Genomic DNA, 22,778 nt, shown 5'->3' on the forward strand with positions numbered 1-22,778 from the left:
ACCAGGGCGGCGCCGCCCGCGGCCTCACTTGCGGAAGAAGCGTTCCCTCTGGCCCAGCCGCACCAGCTTCAGCCACTCCACGAACCCCTTCGGGTCGCGCTTGACCCCGAGGAAGTACAGCCCGAACCGGAAGACCTCCAGCAGGCCCAGCTTGCGCATGCCGGGCTGCGAGAGCAGGTAGCCCCGGTTGCGGTAGGTGTAGTAGCGCTTGACCGGGTTCTCCGGGTCCTGGGCGTGGAACTTGCCGCCCAGCATCGGCTTGAACTCGTCGGAGCCGTCCGGGTGGACGTACGCGACCCGCAGCGAGGTGCCGAACGGCACGCCCGAGCGCACCAGGCGGCGGTGGATCTCCACCTCGTCGCCGCGGAAGAACAGCCGGTAGTCCGGCACGCCCACGACGTCCAGGGTGGTCGCGCGGAACAGCGCACCGTTGAACAGCGACGCGATGCCCGGCAGGAAGTCGGTGCCCAGCTCGGCGGCCGAGCGCTTCCAGGTCAGCCCGCGGCGCAGGGGGAACGCGAGCTTCTCCGGCCGGTCGATGTTCGTGACGACGGGGGAGATGGCGGCGAGGTTGCGCCGTTCCGCCTCCTCCAGCAGCACCTCCAGCACGTTCTCGTCGGCGGGCCGGCCGTCGTCGTCGGCCAGCCACACCCAGTCGGCACCCAGCGACAACGCGTGCAGCATGCCGAGCGCGAACCCGCCCGCACCGCCGAGGTTGCGGTGCGAGGCGAGGTACGTGGTGGGGAGCGGGCACTGCTCGACCAGGTCGTCGACCGGTTGGTCGGGACCGTTGTCGACGACGACCAGGTGGTCGGGGACGCGCGTCTGGGTCGAGAGCGCCTTCAGCGACTCGGCCAGCAGTTCCCTGCGGTGGCGGGTGACCACCACCGCGACCACGGAGCCCTTGGGCAGTGCCTCGGTGTTCACTGCTTCTCGCCACCATTTCCGCTGAGTACGGGCGCGTCGTGGGAGAGGTGCATGCGCTCGAACGGGTCGTAACCCTTGTACGCGATGAGCACTTCCCTCAGGTCCCCGTGCATTTTGACGTGGCCCTCGTCCATCCAGATCGCGGTGTTGCAGAACTCCGCGAGGAACTCGTCGGAGTGGCTCGCGAACACCAGCAGACCGGAGCGGGCCACGAGGCCCTTGAGGCGGTCGCGGGCCTTGGCCAGGAACGCCGTGTCGACGGCGCCGATGCCCTCGTCCAGCAGCAGGATCTCCGGGTTGATCGACGTGACGACGCCCAGTGCCAGCCGGACGCGCATGCCGGTCGAGTACGTGCGCAACGGCATCGACAGGTAGTCACCGAGCTCGGTGAACTGCGCGATGTCGTCGACCCGCTTCTCCATCTCCTTGCGGCTCATGCCCAGGAACAGACCGCGGATCATGATGTTCTCGTAGCCGGAGATCTCCGGGTCCATGCCGACGCCGAGGTCGAAGACCGGAGCGACCTTGCCGACGATCCGCGACTGGCCGCGGGTCGGCTCGTAGATGCCCGCCAGCAGGCGCAGCAGCGTGGACTTGCCCGCGCCGTTGTGGCCCACCAGGCCGACGCGGTCGCCGTCCTTGAGGGACAGCGTGATGTCGTGCAGTGCCTCGATGATCGGCACCTTGCCCTCGGAGCCGATCTTGCCGCCGACCTTGCCGAGTGCGAGCTTCTTCAGTGAACGGGACTTCGCGTCGAAGATCGGGAAGTCGACCGATGCGTTCCAGACGTCAATGCTGACCATGTCTCGGCCTCCCTCTCAGACCCAGTACGAGACGCGAGCGCGGTAGTTGCGCAGGATGACGAGCGCGGCCAGCCAGCCGACGACCGTGAACCCGCCGACGACCACCCAGTGGTGCCAGTCGACGTGGTGGCCGAGCAGCGGCGCGCGGACGACCTCGACGAAGTGGTACACCGGGTTCAGCTCGGCGATCAGGACGCGCCACTGCGAGTCGCTGCCGGCGGTCTTGGTGACCTTCGTGAGGATGTCGGCGTCCCAGACGATCGGCGTCATGAAGAACACCAGGTTGATGAAGCTGTTCACGACTGGCGGGATGTCGCGGAAGCGGGTGCTGATGACGCCGAACAGCAGCGACACCCACACGGCGTTGACGGCCAGCAGCACGAAGCCGGGGATCGCCAGCAGGATGGTCCAGCTGATGCCGGGCTGCAGCGTGCCGCCGTCGGTCATCCGGTAGGGCTCCGACAGCGTGCCGAAGAAGATCACCATGACGATCAGGTAGATCACCAGGTTGTGCGCGAGGAACAGCACCTGGCGCCACACCATGCGCATCACGTGGATCGTGATCGGCGCGGGGAGGTGCTTGATCAGCCCCTCGTTCGCGATGAACACGTCGGTGCCCTCGGTGACGCAGCCGAGGATGAAGTTCCAGATGATGAAGCCCGCGGTGATGTACGGCAGGAAGGCCGGCAGCTCCGCGTCCAGCAGCACCGAGTACAGCAGACCGAGTGCGAGCGCTGTGGTCCCCATCGAGATGGTGATCCACAACGGACCGATGACCGACCGGCGGTAGCGCTGTTTGATGTCCTGCCAGCCGAGGTGGCCCCACAGTTCGCGGTGGTCCCACGCTTCCCGCACGTCGGCGAACGCGCGCTTGAAGCTGCGCGACTTGACGGCAGGGGGCGCCTCAGCTTGGTCGAGCGTACTGGTGGCTTGCACGAGGACTGAGCGTACCGGCGCCTGAGGAGGCCCTTGGACGCCGGTACGTCACGGAGTGGTCACCGCGCCCGGATGTAGGTCACCATCCGATCGAGGCAACCTTCAGAGGTACTGACCCGTCCCCTTGGGACCGAGACCCGTGTCCGCGGCGTCGCTCCCGCTGCTGCCCGCGGGCAGCGCACGGCCGCGCATCTGCTCCAGCTGGGCGCGTGCGGCCATCTGCTGGGCGAACAGCGCGGTCTGGATGCCGTGGAACAGGCCCTCCAGCCACCCGACCAGCTGCGCCTGCGCGATCCGCAGCTCCGCGTCCGAGGGCGTGCCCTCCTCCGTGAACGGGAGGGAGAGGCGCTCCAGCTCGTCGCGCAGCTCGGGCGCGAGACCGTCCTCGAGCTCGTCGATGGACCGCTTGTGGATCTCCTTGAGCCGGTTGCGGCTCGCCTCGTCCAGAGGAGCGGCCCGCACTTCCTCGAGGAGCTGCTTGATCATCGTGCCGATCCGCATGACCTTCGCCGGCTGCTCGACCAGGTCGGTGAGGTCACCACCGTCCGCCGCACCGACGACCACCACTGGTTGCTGCTCCTGGTTCATGCGCTCCATCCTGGTCCTGTCGACGTTTTTGACATTAGTCGGGTGGGGGCTGGGCAACACCGAGTTTGCCCTCATACGTACGGTGTGTGGCATGGCGTTCGACGTCGCACGGGTACGAGGGCTCTTCCCCGCGCTCGGCGACGGCTGGGTGCACCTCGACGCACCGGCCGGGATGCAGGTGCCCGAGCAGGTGGCCACGGCGGTCTCCACCGCCCTGCGCGCCCCCGTCTCCGGTCCCGGTGGGCTCTTCCCCGCCTCCCAGCGGGCGGAGGCGATCGTCGACGCTGCCCGCCGTGCCGTCGCCGACCTGGTGGGGGCGGACCCCGCGGGTGTCGTGCTCGGTCCCTCCTCCGCAGTGCTGCTGCAACGCCTCGCCGACGCCATGACCGACGACTGGTTCATGGGCGACGAGGTACTGGTTTCCCGCTTGGACCACCAGGCGAACATCGCACCCTGGCTGCGCGCCACCCAGCGCACCGGCAGCGCGGTCAAGTGGGCAGAGGTCGACATCGAGACGTGCGAGCTGCCGAGCTGGCAGTACGACGAGCTCGTCACCGACCGCACGAAGCTCATCGCCATCACCGCCGCCTCCGGTGTCGTGGGCACCCGCCCGGACCTGGCGAAGATCTCGGCGGTGGCCCGCGCGCACGGCGCCGTGGTGGTGGTCGACGCCTCCTCGGCCGCGCCGTTCGTGCCGTTGGACATCGTTGGCATGGGCGCAGACGTGGTGGCCCTTTCCGCTGGTCAGTGGGGCGGTCCGCCGGTCGCGGCCCTGGTGTTCCGGGACCCGTCGGTGCTGGAACGCCTGCCGTCCTGCTCGGTCGACCCGCAGGCCCGCGGCCCGGAACGCCTGGAGCTGGGCCCGCACGCCTACCCGCTGCTCGCCGGCCTCGTCGCCTCCGTGGAGTACCTGGCGGAGCTCGACGACGCCGCCACCGGCACCCGCCGCGAGCGCCTGCTCACGTCCCTGGGCTCGGTGAAGGCGTACCAGGCCGGACTCCTCGCCAACCTCATCCACGAACTGCGTTCGCTGCGCCACGTGATGGTGATCGGCGACGCCATGCGCAGAGTCCCCGCGCTGGCGTTCACGATCGCCGGGGTCAAGGCGGAGGACGGCGTCGAACACCTCGCCTCGCGCGGTGTCTGCGCGTTCGCCGACCCCGGCCAGCACGGCGTGTTCTCGGTGCTCGGTGTCGGCGAGGTCGGCGGCGCCATCCGCGTCGGACTCGCCCACTACACGAACGCGGTCGAGGTGGACGACCTGGTGCGGGCCGTGGCCGAGCTGGCCTGAGGCTTTCGGGGAGACCTGGTTGGACGACTCGCTCGCACGCGAGCTGGCAGACCTCACGGCCCTGCAGCGGCTGAGCCCGCTGTGCACCGGGTACCTCCCGCGCACCTCCGGCGAGCTGCGCCCGTCAGCCCTGGTCGCGGTGCTGGACGAGATCGTGCTCGGCGCCCGCACCGTGCTGGTGGAACTGGGCTGCGGCTCCTCCTCGGTGCTGCTGGCCCGGCTGCTCGCCCAGCGCGGCTTCGGCCGGTTGCTGTCGATCGAGCACGACGAGCGCACCGCCGCGTTCGTGGCCTCCCAGCTGCGGCGGGAGGGCCTCGGCGGCGTGGCGCGGGTCGTCCACGCGCCGCTGTCCCGTCATCCGGCGGCCCTGTCGCGGCACGGCCAGTGGTACGCGCCGCAGCAGGTGCACGCCGAGGTGTTCGGCTACGTGGACTCGTGCGGGCTCGTGGACCTGTTGTTGGTGGACGGCCCCGGTCTCGGCGACCTGCGGTACCCGGCGTTACCGGTGTTGCGCGGGGTGCTGGCACCGGGCGCGACCGTGCTGGTCGACGACGCCGACCGGGCGGACGAGCAGGCGGTGCTGGGACGGTGGTCCGAGGAGTTCGGCATGGAGTTCCGCACCGCTCCCCGGACCTCGATCGCGTCGGCGACCGTCACCGCTCTCGCTTGAGCACCACCTTGCCGAACACGTCCCCCTCGTCCAGCAGCCGGTGCGCCTCCGCCGCGTTCGACATCGGCACCACCCGCCCCACGATCGGCTTCACCGCACCGCTCTCCACCAGCGGCCACAGGTGCTCGCGGACCTGCGCGACGATCGCGCCCTTGCCCTCGACGGTCCGCCCCCGCAGCCCGGTCGCCATGACCGACGCGCGCTTCGCCAGCAGCTTGCCGATCGGCAGCTCGCCCTTCACGCCGCCCTGCATGCCGATGATCATCAACCGGCCGTCGGGGGCGAGGACGTCGATGTTGCGCGGCAGGTAGGAGGCGCCCATGTTGTCGAGCACGACGTCGGCCTTCCCGACCTCGGCCACGAAGTCCTGCGTCCGGTAGTTCACGGTGATGTCGGCACCCAGCTCGGCGCAGCGGGCCAGGCGCTCGTCGGAACCGGCGGTGGCGGCCACCGTGGCGCCGAGGGCCTTCGCCACCTGGATCGCGTGCGTGCCGATGCCGCCCGCGCCACCGTGGACCAGGAAGGTCTCACCGGCCTTCAGGCGGCCGTCCATCACGACGTTCGACCACACCGTGCACGCCACCTCGGGCAGCGACGCGGCGGTGACCAGGTCGACACCCGCGGGCACCGGCAGGACCTGGGCCGCGGGCACGACGACCTGCTCCGCGTAGCCGCCGCCGGCGAGCAGCGCGCACACCTCGTCGCCGACCGAGAGACCGGTCACGCCCTCGCCCAGCGCCAGCACCGTGCCGGAGCACTCCAGGCCGATGACGTCCGACGCACCCGGCGGGGGCGGGTAGAGGCCCTGCCGCTGCAGCAGGTCCGCGCGGTTGACGGCCGAGGCGGCCACGTCGACCAGCACCTCGCCGGGACCCGGTGACAGGTCGGGGACCTCGGTCCACTCCAGCACTTCCGGGCCGCCGGGTTCGCGCACAGTGATCGCATGCATGTGATCGACCGTAATCACATTCGACAGCCCCGGCACCATCAGAGCATGAACGCCTGGCCGTTGCGGAACCTCGTGCTCACCACGCCGCGCCTCGAACTGCGCCCGGACGACGACGAAGGGCTCTTCGAGCTCGTGGACGTCGCGAAGGAGGGCGTGCACGCGCCGGACGAGATGCCGTTCAACGTGCCGTGGACCGACCAGCTGTCCGACGACGGCGGGCGCAGCATGGTCCAGTTCTTCTGGGCCAACCGCGCGAAGGTGGCGCCGGGCAGCTGGGCCATCACGTTCCTGGTGCGGCACGAGGGCAAGGTCATCGGCGTGCAGGAGCTCAGTGCGCGCGACTTCGCCGTGCTGCGCGAGGTGGCCACCGGCTCGTGGTTGGGGCAGAAGTTCCACGGCAACGGCTTCGGCACCGAGATGCGCGTCGCCGTGCTGCAGTTCGCGTTCGACCACCTGGGTGCCCGCATCGCCCGATCGGCCGCGTGGGTCGGGAACCGGGCTTCGAACCGGGTCAGTGAGAAGCTCGGGTACGTGCACGACGGCACGACCGCCGCCGCACCGCGCGGCGAGCGGCTTGAGCACGTGCGACTGCGGCTGGACGTGGCGAACTTCGCGCGGCCGGCGTGGCACACCGAGGTCGCGGGGCTCGCTGAGTGTGTTCGACTGATCACCAGCTGAACTCCCACCGACCGACGGATTGTGGCCCGTGTCTCCTCTTTGTGAGGGTGGCCCCACTCGGACGAAGGGGAACGTTCATGTCAGGCAGATCCAGGCTGGCGGCAGTGCTGGCCATTTCGGCACTCGTCGCAGCCCCCACCGCCACCGCGTCCGCCGCGGCTGAACCCGCGGGTCCCGCCCTCGCCAAGAAGCTCGCGAAGAAGGTGACCGTCGAGGGCGTCAACCGCCACCTGATCGCGTTGCAGCGCATCTCGGACCGCAACGGCGGCAACCGCGCCGCGCTGACCCCCGGCTACGGCGCGAGCGTCGACTACGTCGCGGGCAAGCTCCGCGACGAGGGCTTCATCGTGAGCACGCCGACGTTCGACTTCGACGTGATGGTCACCGACGCCGAGCGCGCCACCGTCGCCGGCGTGAACTACCAGGCGCTGATCATGACCGCGTCCCCGCAGACGCCCGTCGGCGGCGTGACCGGCCCGCTGCGCGTCGTGCCGGAGGACGCCACCACCGGCTGCGAGGCCACCGACTTCGCCGGCCAGGACTTCACCGGCTCGGTCGCCCTGATCCGCCGCGGCGGCTGCACGTTCGAGCAGAAGCACCTCAACGCGGCCGCCGCCGGCGCCATCGCCGTGCTGGTGTCGAACAACACCGCCGGGCCGCTGTCGAACGTGACGCTGACCAACCCCGGCAAGATCCCCACCGGTGGCATCTCGCAGGCCGACGGCACCACGCTGGCCGGGAAGGCCGGCTCCGCGGTCACCGTCGACATGCGCTTCCACACCGAGGTCCGCACCGAGCGCAACGTCATCGCCGAGACCCGCACCGGCCGCAAGAACAACGTCGTCATGGCCGGCGCGCACCTCGACAGCGTCGAGGTCGGCGCGGGCATCAACGACAACGGCACCGGCTCGGCCGCGCTCCTGGAGACCGCGCTGCAGCTCGGTTCCCGCCCGAAGGTCGACAACGCCGTCCGCTTCGCCTGGTGGGGCGCGGAGGAGCGCGGCCTGATCGGCTCGACGAAGTGGGTGCAGTCCCTGACGTTCGAGCAGCAGCTCGACATCGCCCTGTACCTGAACTTCGACATGGTCGGCTCGCCGAACGCCGCCTACTTCATCTACGACGGCGACAACTCCGACGGCGTCGGCGCTGGCCCCGGCCCCTACGGCTCCGCGCAGATCGAGAAGGCCTTCGCCGACTACTTCGCCGCCAAGGGCGTCCCGACCGAGGGCACCGACTTCTCCGGCCGCTCCGACTACGGCGAGTTCATCGCCCAGGGCATCCCGGCCGGCGGCCTGTTCACCGGCGCGGAAGGCGTCAAGACCGCGGCCCAGGCCGCCAAGTGGGGCGGAACGGCCGGCGTCGCCTACGACCCGTGCTACCACTCGGCGTGCGACAACCTCGGCAACATCGACCGCGTCGCACTCGGCCGCAACGCCGGCGCGATCGCGTTCGTGACCGCCGCCTACGGCGTGTCCACCGAGGACGTCAACGGCGTGCCCCCGCGCGCCAAGCGTGCCGAGGCCCGTCTGTCGGCGGCCAAGGTGTCCTCTGCCGCGCACGCCGACGACCACGCGCACTCGCACGAGGCTGTGGCGTAACCGCTTTTCCCGCTGCACGAAGGGGTCCGGCACCGCGCGTGCCGGGCCCCTTCGCTGTGTGGGCAGGCGTGCAAATCCGTGCAGTGGAAGCGGTCTGACGAACTTCTTCGAAACCTGATTTGTCGCGAACGAAACGGGCAGAGAAATATGGTCGTGCCCGTGACCGAAGCTCTGCAGGTAACGACAACAACCGCTGACCGCGACACCGCCGCCAACCTGGCGCGCTCCGCTGTTGCCGCTCGTCTGGCCGCAGGCGCGCAGGTGTCAGGCCCCGTGACGTCGTTCTTCTGGCACCTCGGTGAGCAAGGCGAAGGCGAGGAGTGGCAGGTGAGCCTCAAGACCACCACCGAGCGCTACCCCGAACTGGAAGCACACCTGCGCCGCGAACACCCCTGGGACAACCCGGAAGTGACGGCCGTGGCGCTGGCCGAAGCGTCAGACGACTACCTGGCCTGGCTGCGCAAGACGGTCAGCCCTGCGCCGTAGCGAGGAGCGCCGCCGCCTCGATCGCATTGGTCACCGCGGGCAAGCTGCCGTGCGGCTTCAGGCGCTGGACGACCTTCCCGATCTTCTCGGCAGGCCGCACCGAACCGACGCCATTCGCCAAGTGCGCAGCGCGTTCGGTGACAGCTGCGGCCTGCTCCACTTCGCCCGCATCGAGGTACGCGTGGGCAAGCGACGTCAGGTACATCGCCTTGTCGCGGGCATGGGTGTCGCCGTAGCGGCCAAGCACGTCTTCCAAGACTGGCACGGCACGCAGCGGGCGTTTCAGCTGCGTCCAGCACCGTCCCGCCATGATGCGGATTTCGTCTTCATCCACCCAGAACACCCAGTCAGGTTCGGGACGGTCGCCGGTCTGGCGCACGACGTCGGCCGCCTCCGTGAGGGCGCGTTCAGTGGCGTGCGCATCGCCGGCCACGGCATGTGTCCAGGCCATGCGCTCAAGTAGCAGGGCTCGCACACGAGGGGTGGCGTACTTGGCCGCGGTCGCGTACGAGGCAACGGCCGTCCCGACATCCGGCTTGGCAACGCTCACCTGCAAGTAGGCATCGAAGGCCAGGGCGTTGCCCGCGAGCATCGCGTGCTTGGCCTCGTTCGCCGCCTTCAGGCTGGCCTCGTAGTGCTGCTTGGCCTTCTGGTGCATTCCGGCGTCGAACGCCGCCCAACCCACCATCTGGGCTTGCTCGGCGATGACGGCCGTACACGCCTTGCGGACAGCGGGCAGGCACGTCGCACTGCGCACCAGCTCGGTGGTCGCCGTGAGCTCGTTCAGGTAGAGGCGATAGGTGTCCGCACCGCCGAGCAGATCATCCAGGCGGCGCAACCGGGCGGTGCGCTCCAGCAACCGATGGACGTCGCCCATGCCAAGTCGTTGCCCTGACGTCGGCCGCGCAGTGGCGGGCAAAGACACTGCCAGCCCGGCCATCGCGCCAAAGAACTCCCGCCGCTGCACGTCTTCCCCCTCAAGCTGCTGGTCTTGCTGACCTCGGGCTCGCCGTCGGCTGGCCTTGGCCGTAGCAACTGCGCGTCGTAGCTCGGCAACCGATGTCCCGAAGGTAGCCGCGTAGTGCTGCTGCCAATAGGGCGTGAGCAACCGGCTTTCGGCCTCCCAGCGTGAGACTTCGTTGCGAGTCACCGCGCGGCCGGCCAGGTCGGACAGCACGGCCGCTTGCTCTGCTTGCGAACGACCGGCGACCAACCGAAGTTGCCGCAGCAGCCGCCCGATGCTCACCGGCTCGTGCATGGCGTCCATCCTGAAGGGGTTGGGACTGATGCGCACCATTCTGGCCACCTCTTCTGGCCACTTCGATGAAATGGCCACCCCTTGCGGCGACTCCGCCCGATCGGGCGAGCAATTTTCATGTGGGCAGGCACCCGGCGTCGGCAAGGGCACCCGGAAGAACTCAAAACCGGCCTGTTCCCGAATGCAGGTCGGCGGCCTGTTTCCTCGGCGCGGGGGTGCCACCCATCGACAGCGACAGTGGGGAGCACTCCAGTGATGCCCGCACCCGTGGCAGCGAACCAATTTTCAAAGTTCATCGCCCCGTACATCACCACTTGGAGCGCCGAGCAGGAGATTCCTTCCCGCGTGGTGGAGCGTCCCGGCTACGGCGTCGGTTACGCGGATGAGTTGCTCGGCGACCGGGACTCGCACGGCGTGCTGTGGCAGCGAGCAGCCGTACGTCATGGCGTGGGCAAGCCGGAGTTCGGCGAAGTGCACCCGCTCAGGCAGCGACGGGCCATGCGCAAGCTGCTGTGCCAGGTGTGCGCCGGGCCTGCCGGTCAGGACGAGGACGGTGTGCTGTGGCTGCTGCGGGACCACCAAGAGGATTGGGCGGGGTGGCCGGAAGGCATGGCCTGCACTGAGCCGCCTGTGTGCGTGCCGTGCGCTGCGCAGTCCCTGCGGTTGTGTCCGGCGTTGCGGCGTGGAGCGGTGGCCGTTCGCGTCCGATCGTTCGAGGTGGCGGGCATCCGCGGAGCGCTCTACCGGAAGGGTGTGTTCGGGCCGGTAGCAGTCGAGGACGTGAATCTGGCTTACAACGACCCCGACAGCCGGTGGGTGGTGGCGTCAGCGCTCATTCGCGAGCTCCGGGATTGCACGTTCGTGCCGCTGACCGAACTCACCGAGCAGCACGACGCAGTCCAGACACGGTGACGGCGGCCTCGATGAGATGGGGCATCGGGGGACTCGAACATCGAAGTGGCCCGTTGCTGCACCAAAGGGGCCGTGAAGGCCTCCCGACAGCCTTCACAACCCCTCTGAACTGCGGAAGCGGAGGGATTTGAACCCCCGGACGGTTGCCCGTCTCCCGCTTTCAAGGCGGGTGCATTCGGCCGCTCTGCCACGCTTCCCCGACGCCCAGAGGCGTCACCGACACCCACCGGAGGTGTCAGCGGAGCAGCCTAGCCGTTCGAGTCCCGCAGGTGTGTCATGACCCGGTCGAACACCTTGGCCAGCACCTCGCCTTCCTCCGGCGACAGCAGGTCCACGATGTGCGCCCGCACCCCGGCGAGGTGCGTGGGGGCGGCGGTGACCAGCTGGGCGAGACCGGCCGGGGTCAGCTCCGCCAGCACGCCGCGGCCGTCCTCCGTGCACTCGCGCCGCAGCACCAGGCCGGCCTTCTCCATCCGCGCGACCTGGTGGGAGACGCGGGACTTGGAGGAGGCGACGTCCTCGGCGAGCTGGGTCATGCGCATGCGGTGGTGCGGTTGTTCGGAAAGGCGCACGAGGATCTCGTAGTCGGCGAGTGACACTCCGTGGGCGTCCTGCAGCTCTCGGTGCAGGCGGTCCATGAGCATGGAGGAGCCGTTCACGTAGGTGCGCCACGCGCGCATCTCACCCTCGTCGAGCCAGTGCGGCTCCTGCTCACTTGATGTCACGCCAACAAGGCTAAACCGGCTCATGACGATCGAGTCATCCCTCTGGAAAACCAGGCGGTCAAAAGGCAGACTCCCGGGCCGTACACGCGCGTTAACCACGCCCTTGAGAGGCCTGTAACCCATGAAGTCGTTCAGACGGCTCACCGTTCTGGCGATCACCGCCGCCGCGGCCACTGTCATCAGCGCTACCGGGCCTGCCCAGGCCGATGTCGAGTCACTGCGCGGTCGGGGCGCGGTCGACGTGCGCCTGATCGGGATCAACGACCTGCACGGCAACATCGAGCCGCCCACCGGCAGCTCCGGCCGGGTCGTGCTGGCGGACGGCACGACCGTCGACGCCGGCGGTGCCGCGTTCAACGCCACGCACATCAAGAACCTCCAGAAAGAGGTCCGCAACTCCGTCATCGTCGGGCAGGGCGACCTGATCGGCGCGAGCCCGATCGTGTCGGCGCTGTTCCACGACGAGCCCACGGTCGAGGTGCTCAACAAGGTCGGCATGGACACGACCGCGGCGGGCAACCACGAGTTCGACGAGGGGTACAAGGAGCTGCTGCGCATGCAGCACGGCGGCTGCCACCCGGTCGACGGCTGCCAGTTCCGGGACAAGTACAAGGGCGCTGACTTCCCGATCCTCGGCGCGAACGTCACGCACGCCAAGACGGGGCTGCCGGCGTTGCCGCCGTTCTGGGTGGAGTTCCGCGACGGGATGCCGATCGGCTTCATCGGCATGCCGCTCAAGGACGTGCCGCTCCTGGTGGACCCCAACGGCATCAAAGAACTCAAGTTCGATGACGAGGTGAAGGCGGCCAACAGGTACGCCAACCTCCTCGACGCGATCGGCGTGAAGTCGATCGTGCTGCTGGTGCACCAGGGTGACCAGGTCACCGCGTCGACCGGTGGGCCCAACGCCTGCAACGTCGCCGCGAACAACCCCGGCAGCTACATCGCGGCCAACGTCAGCCCGAAGATCGACGCGGTGTTCTCCGGTCACAGCCACCAGCACTACAACTGCGTGGTCAAGGACCCGGCCGGCAACCCGCGGCCGTTCATCGAGGGGCTCGCGTTCGGTCGTGAGCTCAGCGTCGTCGACCTGAAGATCGACCGCCGCACCCGCGACGTCGTCCGCGGTGAGACCAAGGCCGACAACAAGATCGTCACCCGCACCGTCGCGCCGGACCCCGAGGTGCAGGCGATCATCGACCTCGCCAAGCAGAAGTCGGGCCCGATCGCGAACAAGAAGATCGGCGACATCAGCTCGGACGTCCTCCGCGCGCAGAACCCCGCCGGTGAGTCGCCGCTGGGCAACCTCATCGCGGACGGGCAGCTGGAGGCCACCAAGGGCAACGGTGCCGTGCTCGCGCTGATGAACCCCGGTGGCGTGCGCGCCGACCTCACCTACAAGTCCTCCCCGGCCGGTGAGGGCGATGGCGTGGTCACCTACGGCGAGGCGTTCACCGTCCAGCCGTTCGGCAACATCCTGCAGACGGTCACGCTGACCGGCGCGCAGCTCAAGAACGTGCTGGAGCAGCAGTTCACCGCCGCCAGGACGTTCGTGCTGCAGCCCTCCGCGGGCCTGAAGTACAGCTGGTCGAAGACCGCGCCGTTCGGTTCGAAGGTCTCGGGCGTCACGCTCAACGGCGCCCCGCTCGACCCGAACGCGAACTACCGCGTGACGATCAACAGCTTCCTGCAGGGCGGCGGTGACGGCTTCAGCGAGTTCACCCTCGGCAAGGACATCACCGGCGGTGGCATCGACCTGGACGCGTTCTCCGCGTACCTGGTGGCCCACCCCGGTCAGGGCGCCCCGGCGCTCGACCGCATCACGCAGCTCCCGTAAGGCACGGCCGAAGGCCCTCCCGGTGGCGATCACGCCGCCGGGAGGGCCTTTTCGCGGGCCACCCCAGAAATCGGTCCTGATCATTTCCTGATCCTTTTCCGGCTGCGGCCGATTGCGGTCCGCAGTGTCGATCTCCGCAGGTCACCCGTCCGACTTCACCAATTCAGGTTCGTCGTGAGGTGTTGAGAAATGCGGCGATCAAGCGCATAGTCGAATACGAGCTGGCAGCCGGTACGTGAAGATCTGAACCGGAGGCCACGCCCAGAAGGGGTAGGTGGTGCTGTGCAGGTATCTCCTCGCTGTGGCGAAACGCGGTCTGTTGCATCCCCGCGAGCGGCCCGGCCGTAACCGGACCGATCGCGACCGTGTAGCAACTCCGAACGGGGTTTCGGGTGCCCAGGCACCATCAGGTGTCGCTCGGCGCATCTCGACGCTGTTGAGCTCGACTTCGGTTTCGTCTCATGGCGTCACCGGTCGGGCGCCACGCCAACCGCCGTAGGCCGTAGTCGCTGCAACCACATGGGAAGTCCTCGGTGCGGTGCCCCGATGTCGGGCGCCGCACCGAGGCACGTTCAGCTCCTGGGCGCGTAAATCCCCCGAGCACGCCCGGTGCTCTATCGTTTGCCGCGTCACGGGGTCCTTGTCAGGAGGCGCGCGGTGCAGTTCAACGAAGGTGCGGAACTCGACGCTTCGCAGGTTTCCGACCAGCGGGGGGTGGGCGGCCGCGTCGCCGGCGTCGGCGGTGGCCTCGGGGTGGTCGGCCTGATCGTCTTCTTCCTGATCCAGCAGTTCACCGGCATCCAGCTGCCCACGAGCGGTCTGGAGGGCGGCAACGTGAACCCCGGCACGCAGGTGGAGTCGGGTCAGCTGGCGGAGAAGTGCAAGACCGGCGCCGACGCGAACCGCGACAGCGACTGCCGGGTCCTGGCCACGATCAACTCGATCCAGGCCTTCTGGACCGACCAGTTCTCCCGCTCCGGCCGCACCTACCAGGTCACCAGGACCAACTTCTTCCGCAGCAGCGTGAACACCCGCTGCGGCAACGCGACCTCCGCGGTCGGCCCGTTCTACTGCCCCGCGGACTCCCAGGTGTACATCGACCTGGACTTCTTCAACGAGATGCGCACGACCTTCGGCGCGAAGGGCGGTCCGTTCGTCGAGGCCTACATCCTCGCCCACGAGTACGGCCACCACGTGCAGAACCAGCTCGGCACCTCGGACCGGGTGAGCACCCGCACCGGCCCGACCTCCGACTCGGTGCGCCTGGAGCTGCAGGCCGACTGCTACGCGGGCGCGTGGGGCAACGCCGCCACCAAGACGCCGACCGCCAACGGCCAGCCGCTCATCACGAACATCACCCAGGAGGACGTCGACGCCGCGCTCGACGCGGCCGGTCGCATCGGTGACGACTTCATCCAGCGCGAGCTCGGCGGCGGGCAGGTCGACACGACCAAGTTCAGCCACGGCAGCTCCGAGCAGCGCAAGAAGTGGTTCACGACCGGCCTGCAGACCGGCGACCCGGCCCGCTGCAACACGTTCGACACCAACAACCTGGGCTGAGCTTTGCAGAAGCGCTTCCTCGTCCTGCACGACTACGGCATGGGTGGCCTGTCGTGGTGGATCTGGGCGGACTCGGCCGACCAGATCGTGCGCACGCTCGCCGAGGTCGAGGTGATCACGAACCCCGACGCGGTGCGGCAGGCGGAGGAGTGGGGGCTCGAGGAGTTCGAGCTCAGGGACGTGGACGGCGACCCGGTGCTGCGCCGCATGCGGGACGACCGCCTGCGGCAGCGCGACCAGCCGGGGTTCGGCGTGCTGGCCGGGCGAGAGCGGGTGTACCTGCGCACGTTCGACCAGGGCACCGCCTACCTGCTGGAGATCGGCGAGGACGGCCGGCAGCTGCGGCAGGTCGAGGTGAAGGCGGACGGCACGCTGCTCAGCTCCACGATGGAGGGCTGGCCGATCAACCCGCCGATCGACCTGCACGACCCGCAGTACGTGCCGATGGAGATTCCCGAACGCGAGTTCGAGGACGCGTGGTGCAGGGCGGTGCCCGACCCCGCGTACGAGGACTGAGCACCGCCCCGCTCCGGTTCAGCGGCGGGCCACCGCCAGCAGGCGGTGGTCGCCGAGGCGGAACGCGCTGCCGTCGACGTCGCCGCACAGCTCGACCGACGAGAACCCGGCCGCGTGCAGCATCCGGGTCAGCTCGGCCGCGGTGTAGACGTGCTGGACCGCGGTCGAGCGCTGCGTCCGCTCACCCGAGGTGAAGGTGAAGTCGATCAGCAACCGGCCGGAGGCCACGTCGTAGGTGTTGACGGCGACCATCTCGACGCCGTCCGCCGCGAGCCGGATCTCGCCCGGCAGAGACGGCAGCAACGACTCGGCCGCGCAGCTGTAGTCGACCACGAGCACGGGCGCCACCCGGCCCAGGTCGGCCAGGAACCGCGCGTTCTCGTCGTGCTCCAGGTACCCGAGGCTGTTGCCCATGCAGAGGGCGAGGTCGGCGACCACGCCCTCTGCTGCCAGGTCCCGCACGTCGCCCAGCCGCCAGTCCACGGCCGTGGACGACGAACGGGCGTGCGCGATGGCCTCCGCGGAGATGTCGAGCCCGGTGACCCGGTAGCCGCGGCCGGCCAGCTCGACGCTGTGCCGCCCGCTGCCGCACGGCGCGTCCAGCACCCGTGCGCCGGCCGGGGCGAACCGGGTCACGAAGTCGATCTCCGCGGTGGTGGCGGAAGGGGGAACGGCACCGCGCCAGAAGGTGTTGGCGAGATCGGTGAAGAAGGTGGTGTACCACGTCAAGGTGATGCTCCTGGTGATCGCACGGAAGATGAGCGAATGTCACCGGGCACTGCGGAGCGGCCCGGTGTGTCCGGGGCTGCCCATGGCATCGACCTTGTCTCGTAGAGCGCGTGGAGTAGTCCACTCAACCACGACCGCGCCGTGAAGCGAAGCGGTTTTACCGACCGGCGCACGGCTCCGGGTGCGCATGGCGGGCCGTGTCGTGGCGAACACTTCCCACCACACCGGACGTTGGGGTACTTTCCCGTCGTCCTGCGGGCGCGTGCGGGGGCTCTGACGCCGGCGGACCACTCATCACATGGGGTCTTGGGGGATCCATTGTCCGAAAGATCGGTCAGCCGTGCCCTGCTCAGGTTCACGGCGCTGACCACCGCAGCCGTGCTCGCGTTCGGCGGTTCGGCCGCCACCGCGTCCGCGCAGGACGAGCCGACGAGCACCGCTCCGACCCAGTCGGAGACGACCACACCGCCACCACCTGCCGAGACGACCACGCCGTCGTCGACGCCGAGCGAGACCCCGCCGTCGGAGCCGGCCGCGAAGCCGGAGCCGACCGAGAAGCCGGAGCCGACCGAGAAGCCGGAGCCAGTGGAGGCACCGTCCGAGACGGCCACGCCGCCGTCGAGTGACGCGCAGCCGCCCGCGGTGCAGCCGCAGGCCGAGCAGAAGGCCGAACAGGCCGCGGCCACGCCGGACCTCAAGCTCACCGTGGACTTCGACCGCGACGAGTACGAGCTGGGCAAGCCGCTCGCCATCACGGTGACGGTGCGCAACTCCGGCACCGCGCCCGCCAACCAGGTCCGGTTCGCGAGCGAGCCCGGCGAGATGTGGTTGACCACCGGCGTGGACGAGCTGGTCTCCCGCCCGAACCTGGCGCCGGGGGAGACGAAGACCATCAAGCTCGGGGCCACGGCGCAGTACAACAGCACCCGGGTCCGCCTCGGGATGCGGACCTACGCCGAGGGCACGACCGACCCGACGCCGAACGACAACTACGCGACCGACACCGCGAGGATCGCGGTGAACGGCGGCACGGCGACCGGCGTCGTCTACGAGGACAAGAACGGCAACGGTGTCGCGGACGCGGGCGAGGGCCTGGCGCACAAGCAGCTGAAGCTGACCGGCGCGACGTCCCTGCCGTTCCCGACCTTCTCCACGGACCAGAACGGCCGCTTCTGGATCTCCGGTCTGCCCGCAGGCACCTACCAGGCGAGGCTGAGCAGCAACGACATCAGCGGCCAGCAGCTCAAGGCCGGCCAGACCATCGTCGTGAAGTCCGGTCAGACCACGGAGACCGCACTCGTCACCGCGCCGCCGCTGTCGCGGTCGCTGCGGCTCACCGGCTACCGCTTCGACAAGCCGAAGTACGCGAAGGGCGAGCAGCTGGCCGTCTCGGTCACGCTGACGAACTCGGGCACCGCGCCGATCGAGCACCTCGTCTGGGTCTGCGACCCGGAGAACGACCCGACCGTGCTGGACGGCACCGGCCCCGGCTGGGCCGAGGTCTCGCCCGACGGCCAGGGCATCTCGATCCCGGCCGGGCAGAGCAGGACCGTCACCGTCACCGACGTGGTGCCGGACGCCGCCTTCCAGGCCGGCAAGGTCTACTTCGCCTGCGCGTTCAGCGTGGACGGCCGCAACGTCGACGTCCCGTCCGGCGGACCGGTCGCCGGCGACCCCGGTCTCACCTTCGGCGCCGAGGTCGTGGGCGCGTTCGGGTCGGTCAGCGGCTGGCTGAACCGGCCGGGCAACGACTCGGTCAAGCTCGTCGCCGTCGACCCGGCGAACGGCCGCGTGCTGGGCACCACCCTGACCGGTGGCTCCTACACCCTCCCGAACCTGCGGCAGGGCCCGGTCGCGATCCGGGTCGTCGGCCCGTGGTCGTTCGCCGACGGCGGCACGAGCAAGCCGGTCACCGTGGTCGGCGGCGAGAACGTGGTCGTCGACCTCACCGTCGTTCCCGGCCCGCAGGTCGCCGACCCGTCGGTCGACGCCCAGGACCTCAAGGTCTCGGTCACCTTCGACAAGGCGACCTACGACTTCAGCGACCCCGTGCAGATGACGATCAAGGTCGAGAACGCCGGCACCGGAACGGGTCCCGTGCCCGGCTGGCTGCTGCACGACTGGGCCCAGGGCGAGCCGAGCTTCGACCACATCGCGCTGCCGAAGTTCCTGAACGAGCGCTTCAGCCTGTGGCCGGGTGAGAGCAGGCAGATCACGCTCACCGGCACCATCAAAGACTACGGCCAGAACGGCCCGGCCGACCGGATCGCGTTCAAGGTGCGCGTCGCCAACGGCTGGTGCTGCGACAAGAACCCGGCGAACAACGAGGCGGAGGCCTCGGCCGCCGTCACCTGGGCGACCGGGTCCGCGACCGTCACCGTCTACGGCGACCGCAACCTCAACGGGCAGCTCGACGCGGGCGAGGAGCTCGCGGGCAGCAACGTCAACGTCGGTGGCGGCAAGCCGTACCGCAACGTGCAGGGCACGACCGGCGCCGACGGCCGGGTCCGGTTCACCGGTCTGGCAGCCGGCCGGTACAACGCGAGCAACCGGTTCAACAACGAGACCGACTGGGTTGTCGCCGACGGCGACCCGGACTTCGTCGTGAACCCCGGTGACGAGGGCACCGCGCAGATCAGGATGGTCCGCCCGCTGTCCGACGCGCTGAAGGCGTCGATCACGTTCGACCAGCCGTCCTTCCAGCGCGGCGAGCGCGTCGGCCTCACCGTGTCGCTCAGGAACGAGGGCACGCAGGCGCTCCAGGTGAAGGCCTGGTGCTACGGCGGTTCGAGCCCGTACCTGGGCAACGCCTCCGCGGACTGGGGTGCGCTGGCCGAGGGCGCGGCGGGCGTCGCGCTCGCGCCGGGAGCAACGCAGCAGGTGCACGTCAGCACGCCGATGCCGGCCGGGGCCGAGAACCACGGCCAGGTCGCCACCAGCTGCTCGTTCGGTCCTGAGCAGGCCCAGGGCAACCCGTTCGTGGGTGCCTCGGTGAAGGTCGTCGGCGAGACGAACACCTTCCGCGGTGTCGTGGTCACCGGCCAGTACCCGGACCAGAAGCCGGTGGCGAACGTGAAGGTCGTCCTGCTCGACCCGTGGACGAACCAGCCGGTCGCCCGCGCCACCACCGACGCCGAGGGCGGCTGGGTGTTCCCCGACCTGCCCGTCGGTCCGTACACGCCGGTCGTGGTCGGCCCGTGGCGCCTGCTCAACGACTGGTCGGAGAGTCCGCCGTTCGCCAACGTCAAGGGCGAGGAGTACCCGGCGTGGCTGTGGGTCGAGCCGGGGCAGGAGGTCGCCGACCCCGACCTCGCCACCACCCCCGGTGGTGACGGAACGGGAGCCGGCGCCGGTCCCGGTGCGGCGACGGGTGGGAACGCCACCGCGCTTCCTGCCCGCAACACCGCCGCGCTCGCCGACACGGGCGTGAGCGTGCTCGGCCTCGTGCTGTTCGGTGCGCTGCTCGTGCTCGCCGGTGCGGCGCTGCGGCGCAAGCCCGCCCTGGGCTGAGCCGGGCGTTCTGAGGCGGAACAACGGGGCGGTGCTCTTCGGAGCACCGCCCCGTTGTCGTGAGAGCCACAACGCGTCGTCCGGGACGGAGTGTTAGCGTCGCTAAACGTTTCTGATCCTGGGGGTGGCATGACGGTCTGGGAAGCAGTCGTGGTGGTCATCGCGGGTGTGTTCGCAGGCGGCATCAACACCGTCGTCGGCAGCGGCACGCTCGTGACGTTCCCCGTGCTGCTCGCCGTCGGGTACCCGCCGGTGGTCGCCAACGTCTCCAACTCGCTCGGCCTCGTCCCCGGCTCGCTGTCCGGCGCCTGGGGCTACCGCGAGGAGCTCAAGGGGCAGAAGTCCCGCATCGCCCGCCTGCTGCCGGCTTCGATCCTCGGTGGCGTGGTCGGCGCGATCCTGCTGGTGACGCTCCCCGACAAGGCCTTCGCCGCCATCGTGCCGGTGCTGATCGTCATCGCGCTGGTGCTCGTGGTCATCCAGCCGTGGCTCAACCGCAAGCTCGCCGACCGGCGCGGCAACGGGGACGGCGGCGTCCTGCTGTGGCTCGGCGTCTTCGCGGCCGGCATCTACGGCGGCTACTTCGGCGCGGCGCAGGGCGTGCTGGTCATGGGCATGATGGGCGTGCTGCTCAACGAGCACCTGCAACGGATGAACGCGCTGAAGAACGTGCTGACCGCGTTCGTGAACCTGATCGCCGGTGTCCTGTTCATCTTCATCGCCGACGTCGCCTGGGAAGCCGTGCTGCTGCTCGCCATCGGCTCCGTGGTCGGCGGTCAGATCGGCGCGAAGGTGGGCCGCAAGCTGTCGCCGACGGTGCTGCGCGGCGTGATCGTCGTGGTCGGCGTGGCGGCCATCGTGCAGCTGCTCACGAAGTAGCCACGGGCCCCCGCCGGACGGCAGGAGCCCGTGGCCCGGTCAGTTCAGGCAGCTCACGCCACGAACGCGCGTGCCGCCGCCAGGAACGCGTCGTTCTCGTCCGGCTCACCGATCGTCACCCGAGCGCCCTCGCCGACGAACGCGCGCACGACGACCTTGTGCGCCAGGCAGTGCTCGTTGAACGCGGCCGTGCGCTCGCCGAGCGGCAGCCACACGAAGTTCGCCTGCGACTCCGGCACGTCGTAGCCCATCGCCAGCAGCTCGCCGCGCACCCGCGTCCGCTCCGCCACGATCGCCCGGCAGCGGATCATCAGCTCGTCCTCGGCGTCGAGCGACGCCATCGCCGCCACCTGGGCCAGCGAGTTCACGGAGAACGGCACGTACACCTTGCGCAGCACCTCGGCGACGGCCGGCGGCGCCACCGCGTAGCCGACGCGCAGACCGGCGAGACCGTAGGCCTTGGAGAACGTCCGCAGCACCGCCACGTTGTCGCGGCCCTGCGCCCACTGCTGCTTGGCCAGCTCGACGCCGTCGGGGATGTGCGCGTCGTCGACGAACTCCTTGTAGGCCTCGTCGATCACCACGAGCACGTCGGAGGGCACGCGGTCGATGAACGCCTCGATCTCCTCGGTGCGCAGCGCCGTGCCGGTCGGGTTGTTCGGGTTGCAGACGAACACCATCCGGGTGGCCGGGGTGATCGCCGCCGCCATCGCGTCCAGGTCGTGGACGTGCCCGGCGGTCAGCGGGACCCGGACCTGCCGCGCGCCCGCGACGTGGGTGACGATCGGGTACGCCTCGAACGACCGCCACGCGAACAGCACCTCGTCGGACGGGGTGCAGGTGGCCTGGATGAGCTGCTGGCACAGGGTCACCGAGCCGCAGCCGATCGCCAGGTGGTCGGCAGGGACGCCGAGCTTGTCGGAGAGGCGGCCGGTGAGCTCGACGCAGCCGGAGTCCGGGTACCGGTTGATGCCGGTGGCGGCCTCGGCGACGGCCTTGACCACGCTGGGCAGCGGGCCGGCGGACACCTCGTTGCTCGCGAGCTTGATGGCGCCGGGGATGGTCCTGCCGGGCACGTAGGAGGGCAGGGACGCCAGGTCAGCGCGGGTTCGCACGGTCATGCTCCCGATCCTCGCATTGCTCCGTCCGATTGGTCACGTTGACTGGAGTTCACCCCGTCGTGCGAGGGTGGGTTCATGACCACTACCCGTGTCGAGACGCTTGCCCTGACCGACGGCCGTGAGCTGCGGGTGACGATCGCCGAACCCGACGGTGCCGTCCGGGGCGGTCTGGTGGTGCTGCACGAGGCCCGCGGCATCACGACGCGGGTGAAGTCGCTCGTCAGCGGTCTCGCCGCGGAGGGCTGGCTCACCGTCGCACCGCACCTGTACGAGGCCGACCGCGTGCACGGCGACGACATCAGGGACCAGGTCAGCAAGCTCTCCGGTGACCGGCTGCTGGAGGACACCGACGTCGCGTTCGTCTGGCTGGGCCAGCAGGGCGTGAGCGCCGACCGGATGGGCGTGCTCGGCTTCGACGTCGGCGGCACCGTCGCGATGGTGGTGGCCGCGAGCCGCACGATCGGGGCGGCCGTCACCGTGCAGGCGCCCGGCGTCCTCGAACCGCTCTCGGACGGTCTGCCCGCGCTCGTCGACGTGGCGGGCGACCTCTCGTGCCCGTGGCTCGGAATCTACCGCGAAGGCGAGTCCGAGGAGGTCGACAAGCTGCGGGATGCCGTAGCGAGCTCGGAATCCGCGTCTGACGTGGTCCGTTTCGGGGCATCGAGTGACGAAGCGCGGGCTCGCGCGTTGAACTGGTTCGACGCACATATGAGGTAAGAGTCTTTACGGCGGATTGGAACCGAACCGTCGTCCGGGTACATCTAAGGAGTGCTTCGGACGGCTGACTGGGTGTAGCGCTGCGTAA

At 69.6% G+C, this 22,778-nt stretch carries 21 protein-coding genes and 1 tRNA gene; 12 read left to right on the forward strand and 10 right to left on the reverse strand.

Annotation, left to right across the window (positions count from 1 at the left end):
• Nucleotides 1–24: 24 nt before the first annotated feature.
• From glfT1 to ACZ7CD_RS04860, 4 genes are all read right to left on the reverse strand, one after another.
• Nucleotides 25–927: a galactofuranosyltransferase GlfT1 gene (gene glfT1, locus ACZ7CD_RS04845; protein ID WP_360396952.1), complete on the reverse strand. Its 903-nt coding sequence runs from the start codon at nucleotides 925–927 to the stop codon at nucleotides 25–27.
• Complete coding sequence (gene wzt / locus ACZ7CD_RS04850; protein ID WP_360396951.1) at nucleotides 924–1,730, reverse strand: galactan export ABC transporter ATP-binding subunit Wzt/RfbE; 807 nt, start codon at nucleotides 1,728–1,730, stop codon at nucleotides 924–926. Before wzt ends, glfT1 begins: the two co-directional genes overlap by 4 nt.
• Nucleotides 1,731–1,745: 15 nt before the next feature.
• Nucleotides 1,746–2,666: a galactan export ABC transporter permease subunit Wzm/RfbD gene (wzm, locus tag ACZ7CD_RS04855; RefSeq protein ID WP_360396950.1), complete on the reverse strand. Its 921-nt coding sequence runs from the start codon at nucleotides 2,664–2,666 to the stop codon at nucleotides 1,746–1,748.
• A 102-nt stretch (nucleotides 2,667–2,768) separates the two neighbouring features.
• Nucleotides 2,769–3,254, reverse strand: a complete 486-nt coding sequence (locus ACZ7CD_RS04860; protein ID WP_470378314.1) for a bacterial proteasome activator family protein — start codon at nucleotides 3,252–3,254, stop codon at nucleotides 2,769–2,771.
• Nucleotides 3,255–3,345: 91 nt separating this feature from the next.
• Between ACZ7CD_RS04860 and ACZ7CD_RS04865 the strand changes: the two genes are divergently transcribed.
• Nucleotides 3,346–4,545, forward strand: coding sequence for a cysteine desulfurase-like protein (locus tag ACZ7CD_RS04865; RefSeq protein WP_360396949.1), 1,200 nt, complete (start codon nucleotides 3,346–3,348; stop codon nucleotides 4,543–4,545).
• A gap of 19 nt (nucleotides 4,546–4,564) precedes the next feature.
• A complete protein-coding gene (locus tag ACZ7CD_RS04870) occupies nucleotides 4,565–5,215 on the forward strand; it encodes a class I SAM-dependent methyltransferase (protein WP_360396948.1) in 651 nt (216 codons plus the stop codon).
• Here the strand turns inward: ACZ7CD_RS04870 and ACZ7CD_RS04875 are convergent.
• Nucleotides 5,199–6,164, reverse strand: coding sequence for an NAD(P)H-quinone oxidoreductase (locus ACZ7CD_RS04875; RefSeq protein ID WP_458429747.1), 966 nt, complete (start codon nucleotides 6,162–6,164; stop codon nucleotides 5,199–5,201). The genes ACZ7CD_RS04870 and ACZ7CD_RS04875 overlap by 17 nt on opposite strands.
• 45 nt (nucleotides 6,165–6,209) lie before the next feature.
• Between ACZ7CD_RS04875 and ACZ7CD_RS04880 the strand changes: the two genes are divergently transcribed.
• The 3 genes from ACZ7CD_RS04880 to cutA all read left to right on the forward strand — a co-directional run bounded on the left by ACZ7CD_RS04880 (nucleotide 6,210) and on the right by cutA (nucleotide 8,926).
• Nucleotides 6,210–6,842, forward strand: coding sequence for a GNAT family N-acetyltransferase (locus tag ACZ7CD_RS04880; protein ID WP_360396946.1), 633 nt, complete (start codon nucleotides 6,210–6,212; stop codon nucleotides 6,840–6,842).
• 77 nt (nucleotides 6,843–6,919) lie between these two features.
• On the forward strand, nucleotides 6,920–8,440 hold the full coding sequence (locus tag ACZ7CD_RS04885) for a M28 family metallopeptidase (RefSeq protein ID WP_470378315.1): 1,521 nt from the start codon (nucleotides 6,920–6,922) through the stop codon (nucleotides 8,438–8,440).
• Between the two features lie 159 nt (nucleotides 8,441–8,599).
• Nucleotides 8,600–8,926 (forward strand): divalent-cation tolerance protein CutA, encoded by a 327-nt coding sequence (cutA, locus tag ACZ7CD_RS04890; RefSeq protein WP_360396944.1) that lies wholly within the window; start codon nucleotides 8,600–8,602, stop codon nucleotides 8,924–8,926.
• On the opposite strand, the gene ACZ7CD_RS04895 is transcribed toward cutA, so the two are convergent.
• Entirely contained in the window at nucleotides 8,910–10,223 is a 1,314-nt protein-coding gene (locus ACZ7CD_RS04895) for a helix-turn-helix domain-containing protein (protein ID WP_470378316.1), read from the reverse strand. The two genes, cutA and ACZ7CD_RS04895, sit on opposite strands and share 17 nt — an antisense overlap.
• A 216-nt stretch (nucleotides 10,224–10,439) precedes the next feature.
• Here ACZ7CD_RS04895 and ACZ7CD_RS04900 point away from each other — a divergent pair, with 216 nt between their 5' ends.
• Nucleotides 10,440–11,096, forward strand: a complete 657-nt coding sequence (locus ACZ7CD_RS04900; RefSeq protein ID WP_470378317.1) for a hypothetical protein — start codon at nucleotides 10,440–10,442, stop codon at nucleotides 11,094–11,096.
• A gap of 112 nt (nucleotides 11,097–11,208) precedes the next feature.
• On the opposite strand, the gene ACZ7CD_RS04905 is transcribed toward ACZ7CD_RS04900, so the two are convergent.
• Together ACZ7CD_RS04905 and ACZ7CD_RS04910 are read right to left on the reverse strand one after the other, a co-directional pair.
• Nucleotides 11,209–11,293: transfer RNA gene (locus tag ACZ7CD_RS04905), tRNA-Ser, on the reverse strand.
• A 51-nt stretch (nucleotides 11,294–11,344) separates the two neighbouring features.
• Nucleotides 11,345–11,776, reverse strand: coding sequence for a MarR family winged helix-turn-helix transcriptional regulator (locus ACZ7CD_RS04910; protein WP_360397101.1), 432 nt, complete (start codon nucleotides 11,774–11,776; stop codon nucleotides 11,345–11,347).
• A 166-nt stretch (nucleotides 11,777–11,942) separates the two neighbouring features.
• Here ACZ7CD_RS04910 and ACZ7CD_RS04915 point away from each other — a divergent pair, with 166 nt between their 5' ends.
• From ACZ7CD_RS04915 to ACZ7CD_RS04925, 3 genes are all read left to right on the forward strand, one after another.
• On the forward strand, nucleotides 11,943–13,658 hold the full coding sequence (locus tag ACZ7CD_RS04915; protein ID WP_360396941.1) for a bifunctional metallophosphatase/5'-nucleotidase: 1,716 nt from the start codon (nucleotides 11,943–11,945) through the stop codon (nucleotides 13,656–13,658).
• 657 nt (nucleotides 13,659–14,315) lie between these two features.
• Nucleotides 14,316–15,218 carry a KPN_02809 family neutral zinc metallopeptidase gene (gene ypfJ / locus ACZ7CD_RS04920; protein WP_360396940.1) on the forward strand — a complete coding sequence of 301 codons (903 nt, stop codon included), beginning with the start codon at nucleotides 14,316–14,318 and terminating at the stop codon, nucleotides 15,216–15,218.
• Between the two features lie 3 nt (nucleotides 15,219–15,221).
• On the forward strand, nucleotides 15,222–15,734 hold the full coding sequence (locus ACZ7CD_RS04925; RefSeq protein ID WP_360396939.1) for a hypothetical protein: 513 nt from the start codon (nucleotides 15,222–15,224) through the stop codon (nucleotides 15,732–15,734).
• An 18-nt stretch (nucleotides 15,735–15,752) separates the two neighbouring features.
• Here the strand turns inward: ACZ7CD_RS04925 and ACZ7CD_RS04930 are convergent, their stop codons facing one another.
• A complete protein-coding gene (locus ACZ7CD_RS04930; RefSeq protein ID WP_360396938.1) occupies nucleotides 15,753–16,463 on the reverse strand; it encodes a class I SAM-dependent methyltransferase in 711 nt (236 codons plus the stop codon).
• 318 nt (nucleotides 16,464–16,781) lie between these two features.
• Here ACZ7CD_RS04930 and ACZ7CD_RS04935 point away from each other — a divergent pair, with 318 nt between their 5' ends.
• Both ACZ7CD_RS04935 and ACZ7CD_RS04940 read left to right on the forward strand, forming a co-directional pair.
• A complete protein-coding gene (locus ACZ7CD_RS04935; RefSeq protein WP_470378318.1) occupies nucleotides 16,782–19,973 on the forward strand; it encodes a hypothetical protein in 3,192 nt (1,063 codons plus the stop codon).
• A 129-nt stretch (nucleotides 19,974–20,102) separates the two neighbouring features.
• On the forward strand, nucleotides 20,103–20,852 hold the full coding sequence (locus ACZ7CD_RS04940; protein ID WP_470378319.1) for a sulfite exporter TauE/SafE family protein: 750 nt from the start codon (nucleotides 20,103–20,105) through the stop codon (nucleotides 20,850–20,852).
• Between the two features lie 53 nt (nucleotides 20,853–20,905).
• Here ACZ7CD_RS04940 and hisC read toward each other — a convergent pair whose 3' ends face one another.
• Entirely contained in the window at nucleotides 20,906–21,973 is a 1,068-nt protein-coding gene (gene hisC / locus ACZ7CD_RS04945) for a histidinol-phosphate transaminase (protein WP_458429738.1), read from the reverse strand.
• A 75-nt stretch (nucleotides 21,974–22,048) separates the two neighbouring features.
• Here hisC and ACZ7CD_RS04950 point away from each other — a divergent pair, with 75 nt between their 5' ends.
• Nucleotides 22,049–22,690 carry a dienelactone hydrolase family protein gene (locus ACZ7CD_RS04950; RefSeq protein ID WP_360396934.1) on the forward strand — a complete coding sequence of 214 codons (642 nt, stop codon included), beginning with the start codon at nucleotides 22,049–22,051 and terminating at the stop codon, nucleotides 22,688–22,690.
• The last annotated feature ends 88 nt before the right edge of the window (nucleotides 22,691–22,778 follow it).

The sequence above is a fragment of the Lentzea sp. NPDC036949 genome (genome assembly GCF_055608075.1).

Coding starts and splice junctions, on each gene's coding strand:
- wzt (WP_360396951.1), bottom strand. CDS start 1,730: ATGGTCAGCATTGACGTCTGGAACGCATCGGTCGACTTCCCGATCTTC.
- ACZ7CD_RS04860 (WP_470378314.1), bottom strand. CDS start 3,254: ATGAACCAGGAGCAGCAACCAGTGGTGGTCGTCGGTGCGGCGGACGGT.
- ACZ7CD_RS04865 (WP_360396949.1), top strand. CDS start 3,346: ATGGCGTTCGACGTCGCACGGGTACGAGGGCTCTTCCCCGCGCTCGGC.
- ACZ7CD_RS04875 (WP_458429747.1), bottom strand. CDS start 6,164: ATGCATGCGATCACTGTGCGCGAACCCGGCGGCCCGGAAGTGCTGGAG.
- ACZ7CD_RS04880 (WP_360396946.1), top strand. CDS start 6,210: ATGAACGCCTGGCCGTTGCGGAACCTCGTGCTCACCACGCCGCGCCTC.
- ACZ7CD_RS04885 (WP_470378315.1), top strand. CDS start 6,920: ATGTCAGGCAGATCCAGGCTGGCGGCAGTGCTGGCCATTTCGGCACTC.
- ACZ7CD_RS04895 (WP_470378316.1), bottom strand. CDS start 10,223: ATGGTGCGCATCAGTCCCAACCCCTTCAGGATGGACGCCATGCACGAG.
- ACZ7CD_RS04900 (WP_470378317.1), top strand. CDS start 10,440: ATGCCCGCACCCGTGGCAGCGAACCAATTTTCAAAGTTCATCGCCCCG.
- ACZ7CD_RS04910 (WP_360397101.1), bottom strand. CDS start 11,776: ATGCGCGCGTGGCGCACCTACGTGAACGGCTCCTCCATGCTCATGGAC.
- ACZ7CD_RS04915 (WP_360396941.1), top strand. CDS start 11,943: ATGAAGTCGTTCAGACGGCTCACCGTTCTGGCGATCACCGCCGCCGCG.
- ACZ7CD_RS04940 (WP_470378319.1), top strand. CDS start 20,103: ATGACGGTCTGGGAAGCAGTCGTGGTGGTCATCGCGGGTGTGTTCGCA.
- hisC (WP_458429738.1), bottom strand. CDS start 21,973: ATGACCGTGCGAACCCGCGCTGACCTGGCGTCCCTGCCCTCCTACGTG.
- ACZ7CD_RS04950 (WP_360396934.1), top strand. CDS start 22,049: ATGACCACTACCCGTGTCGAGACGCTTGCCCTGACCGACGGCCGTGAG.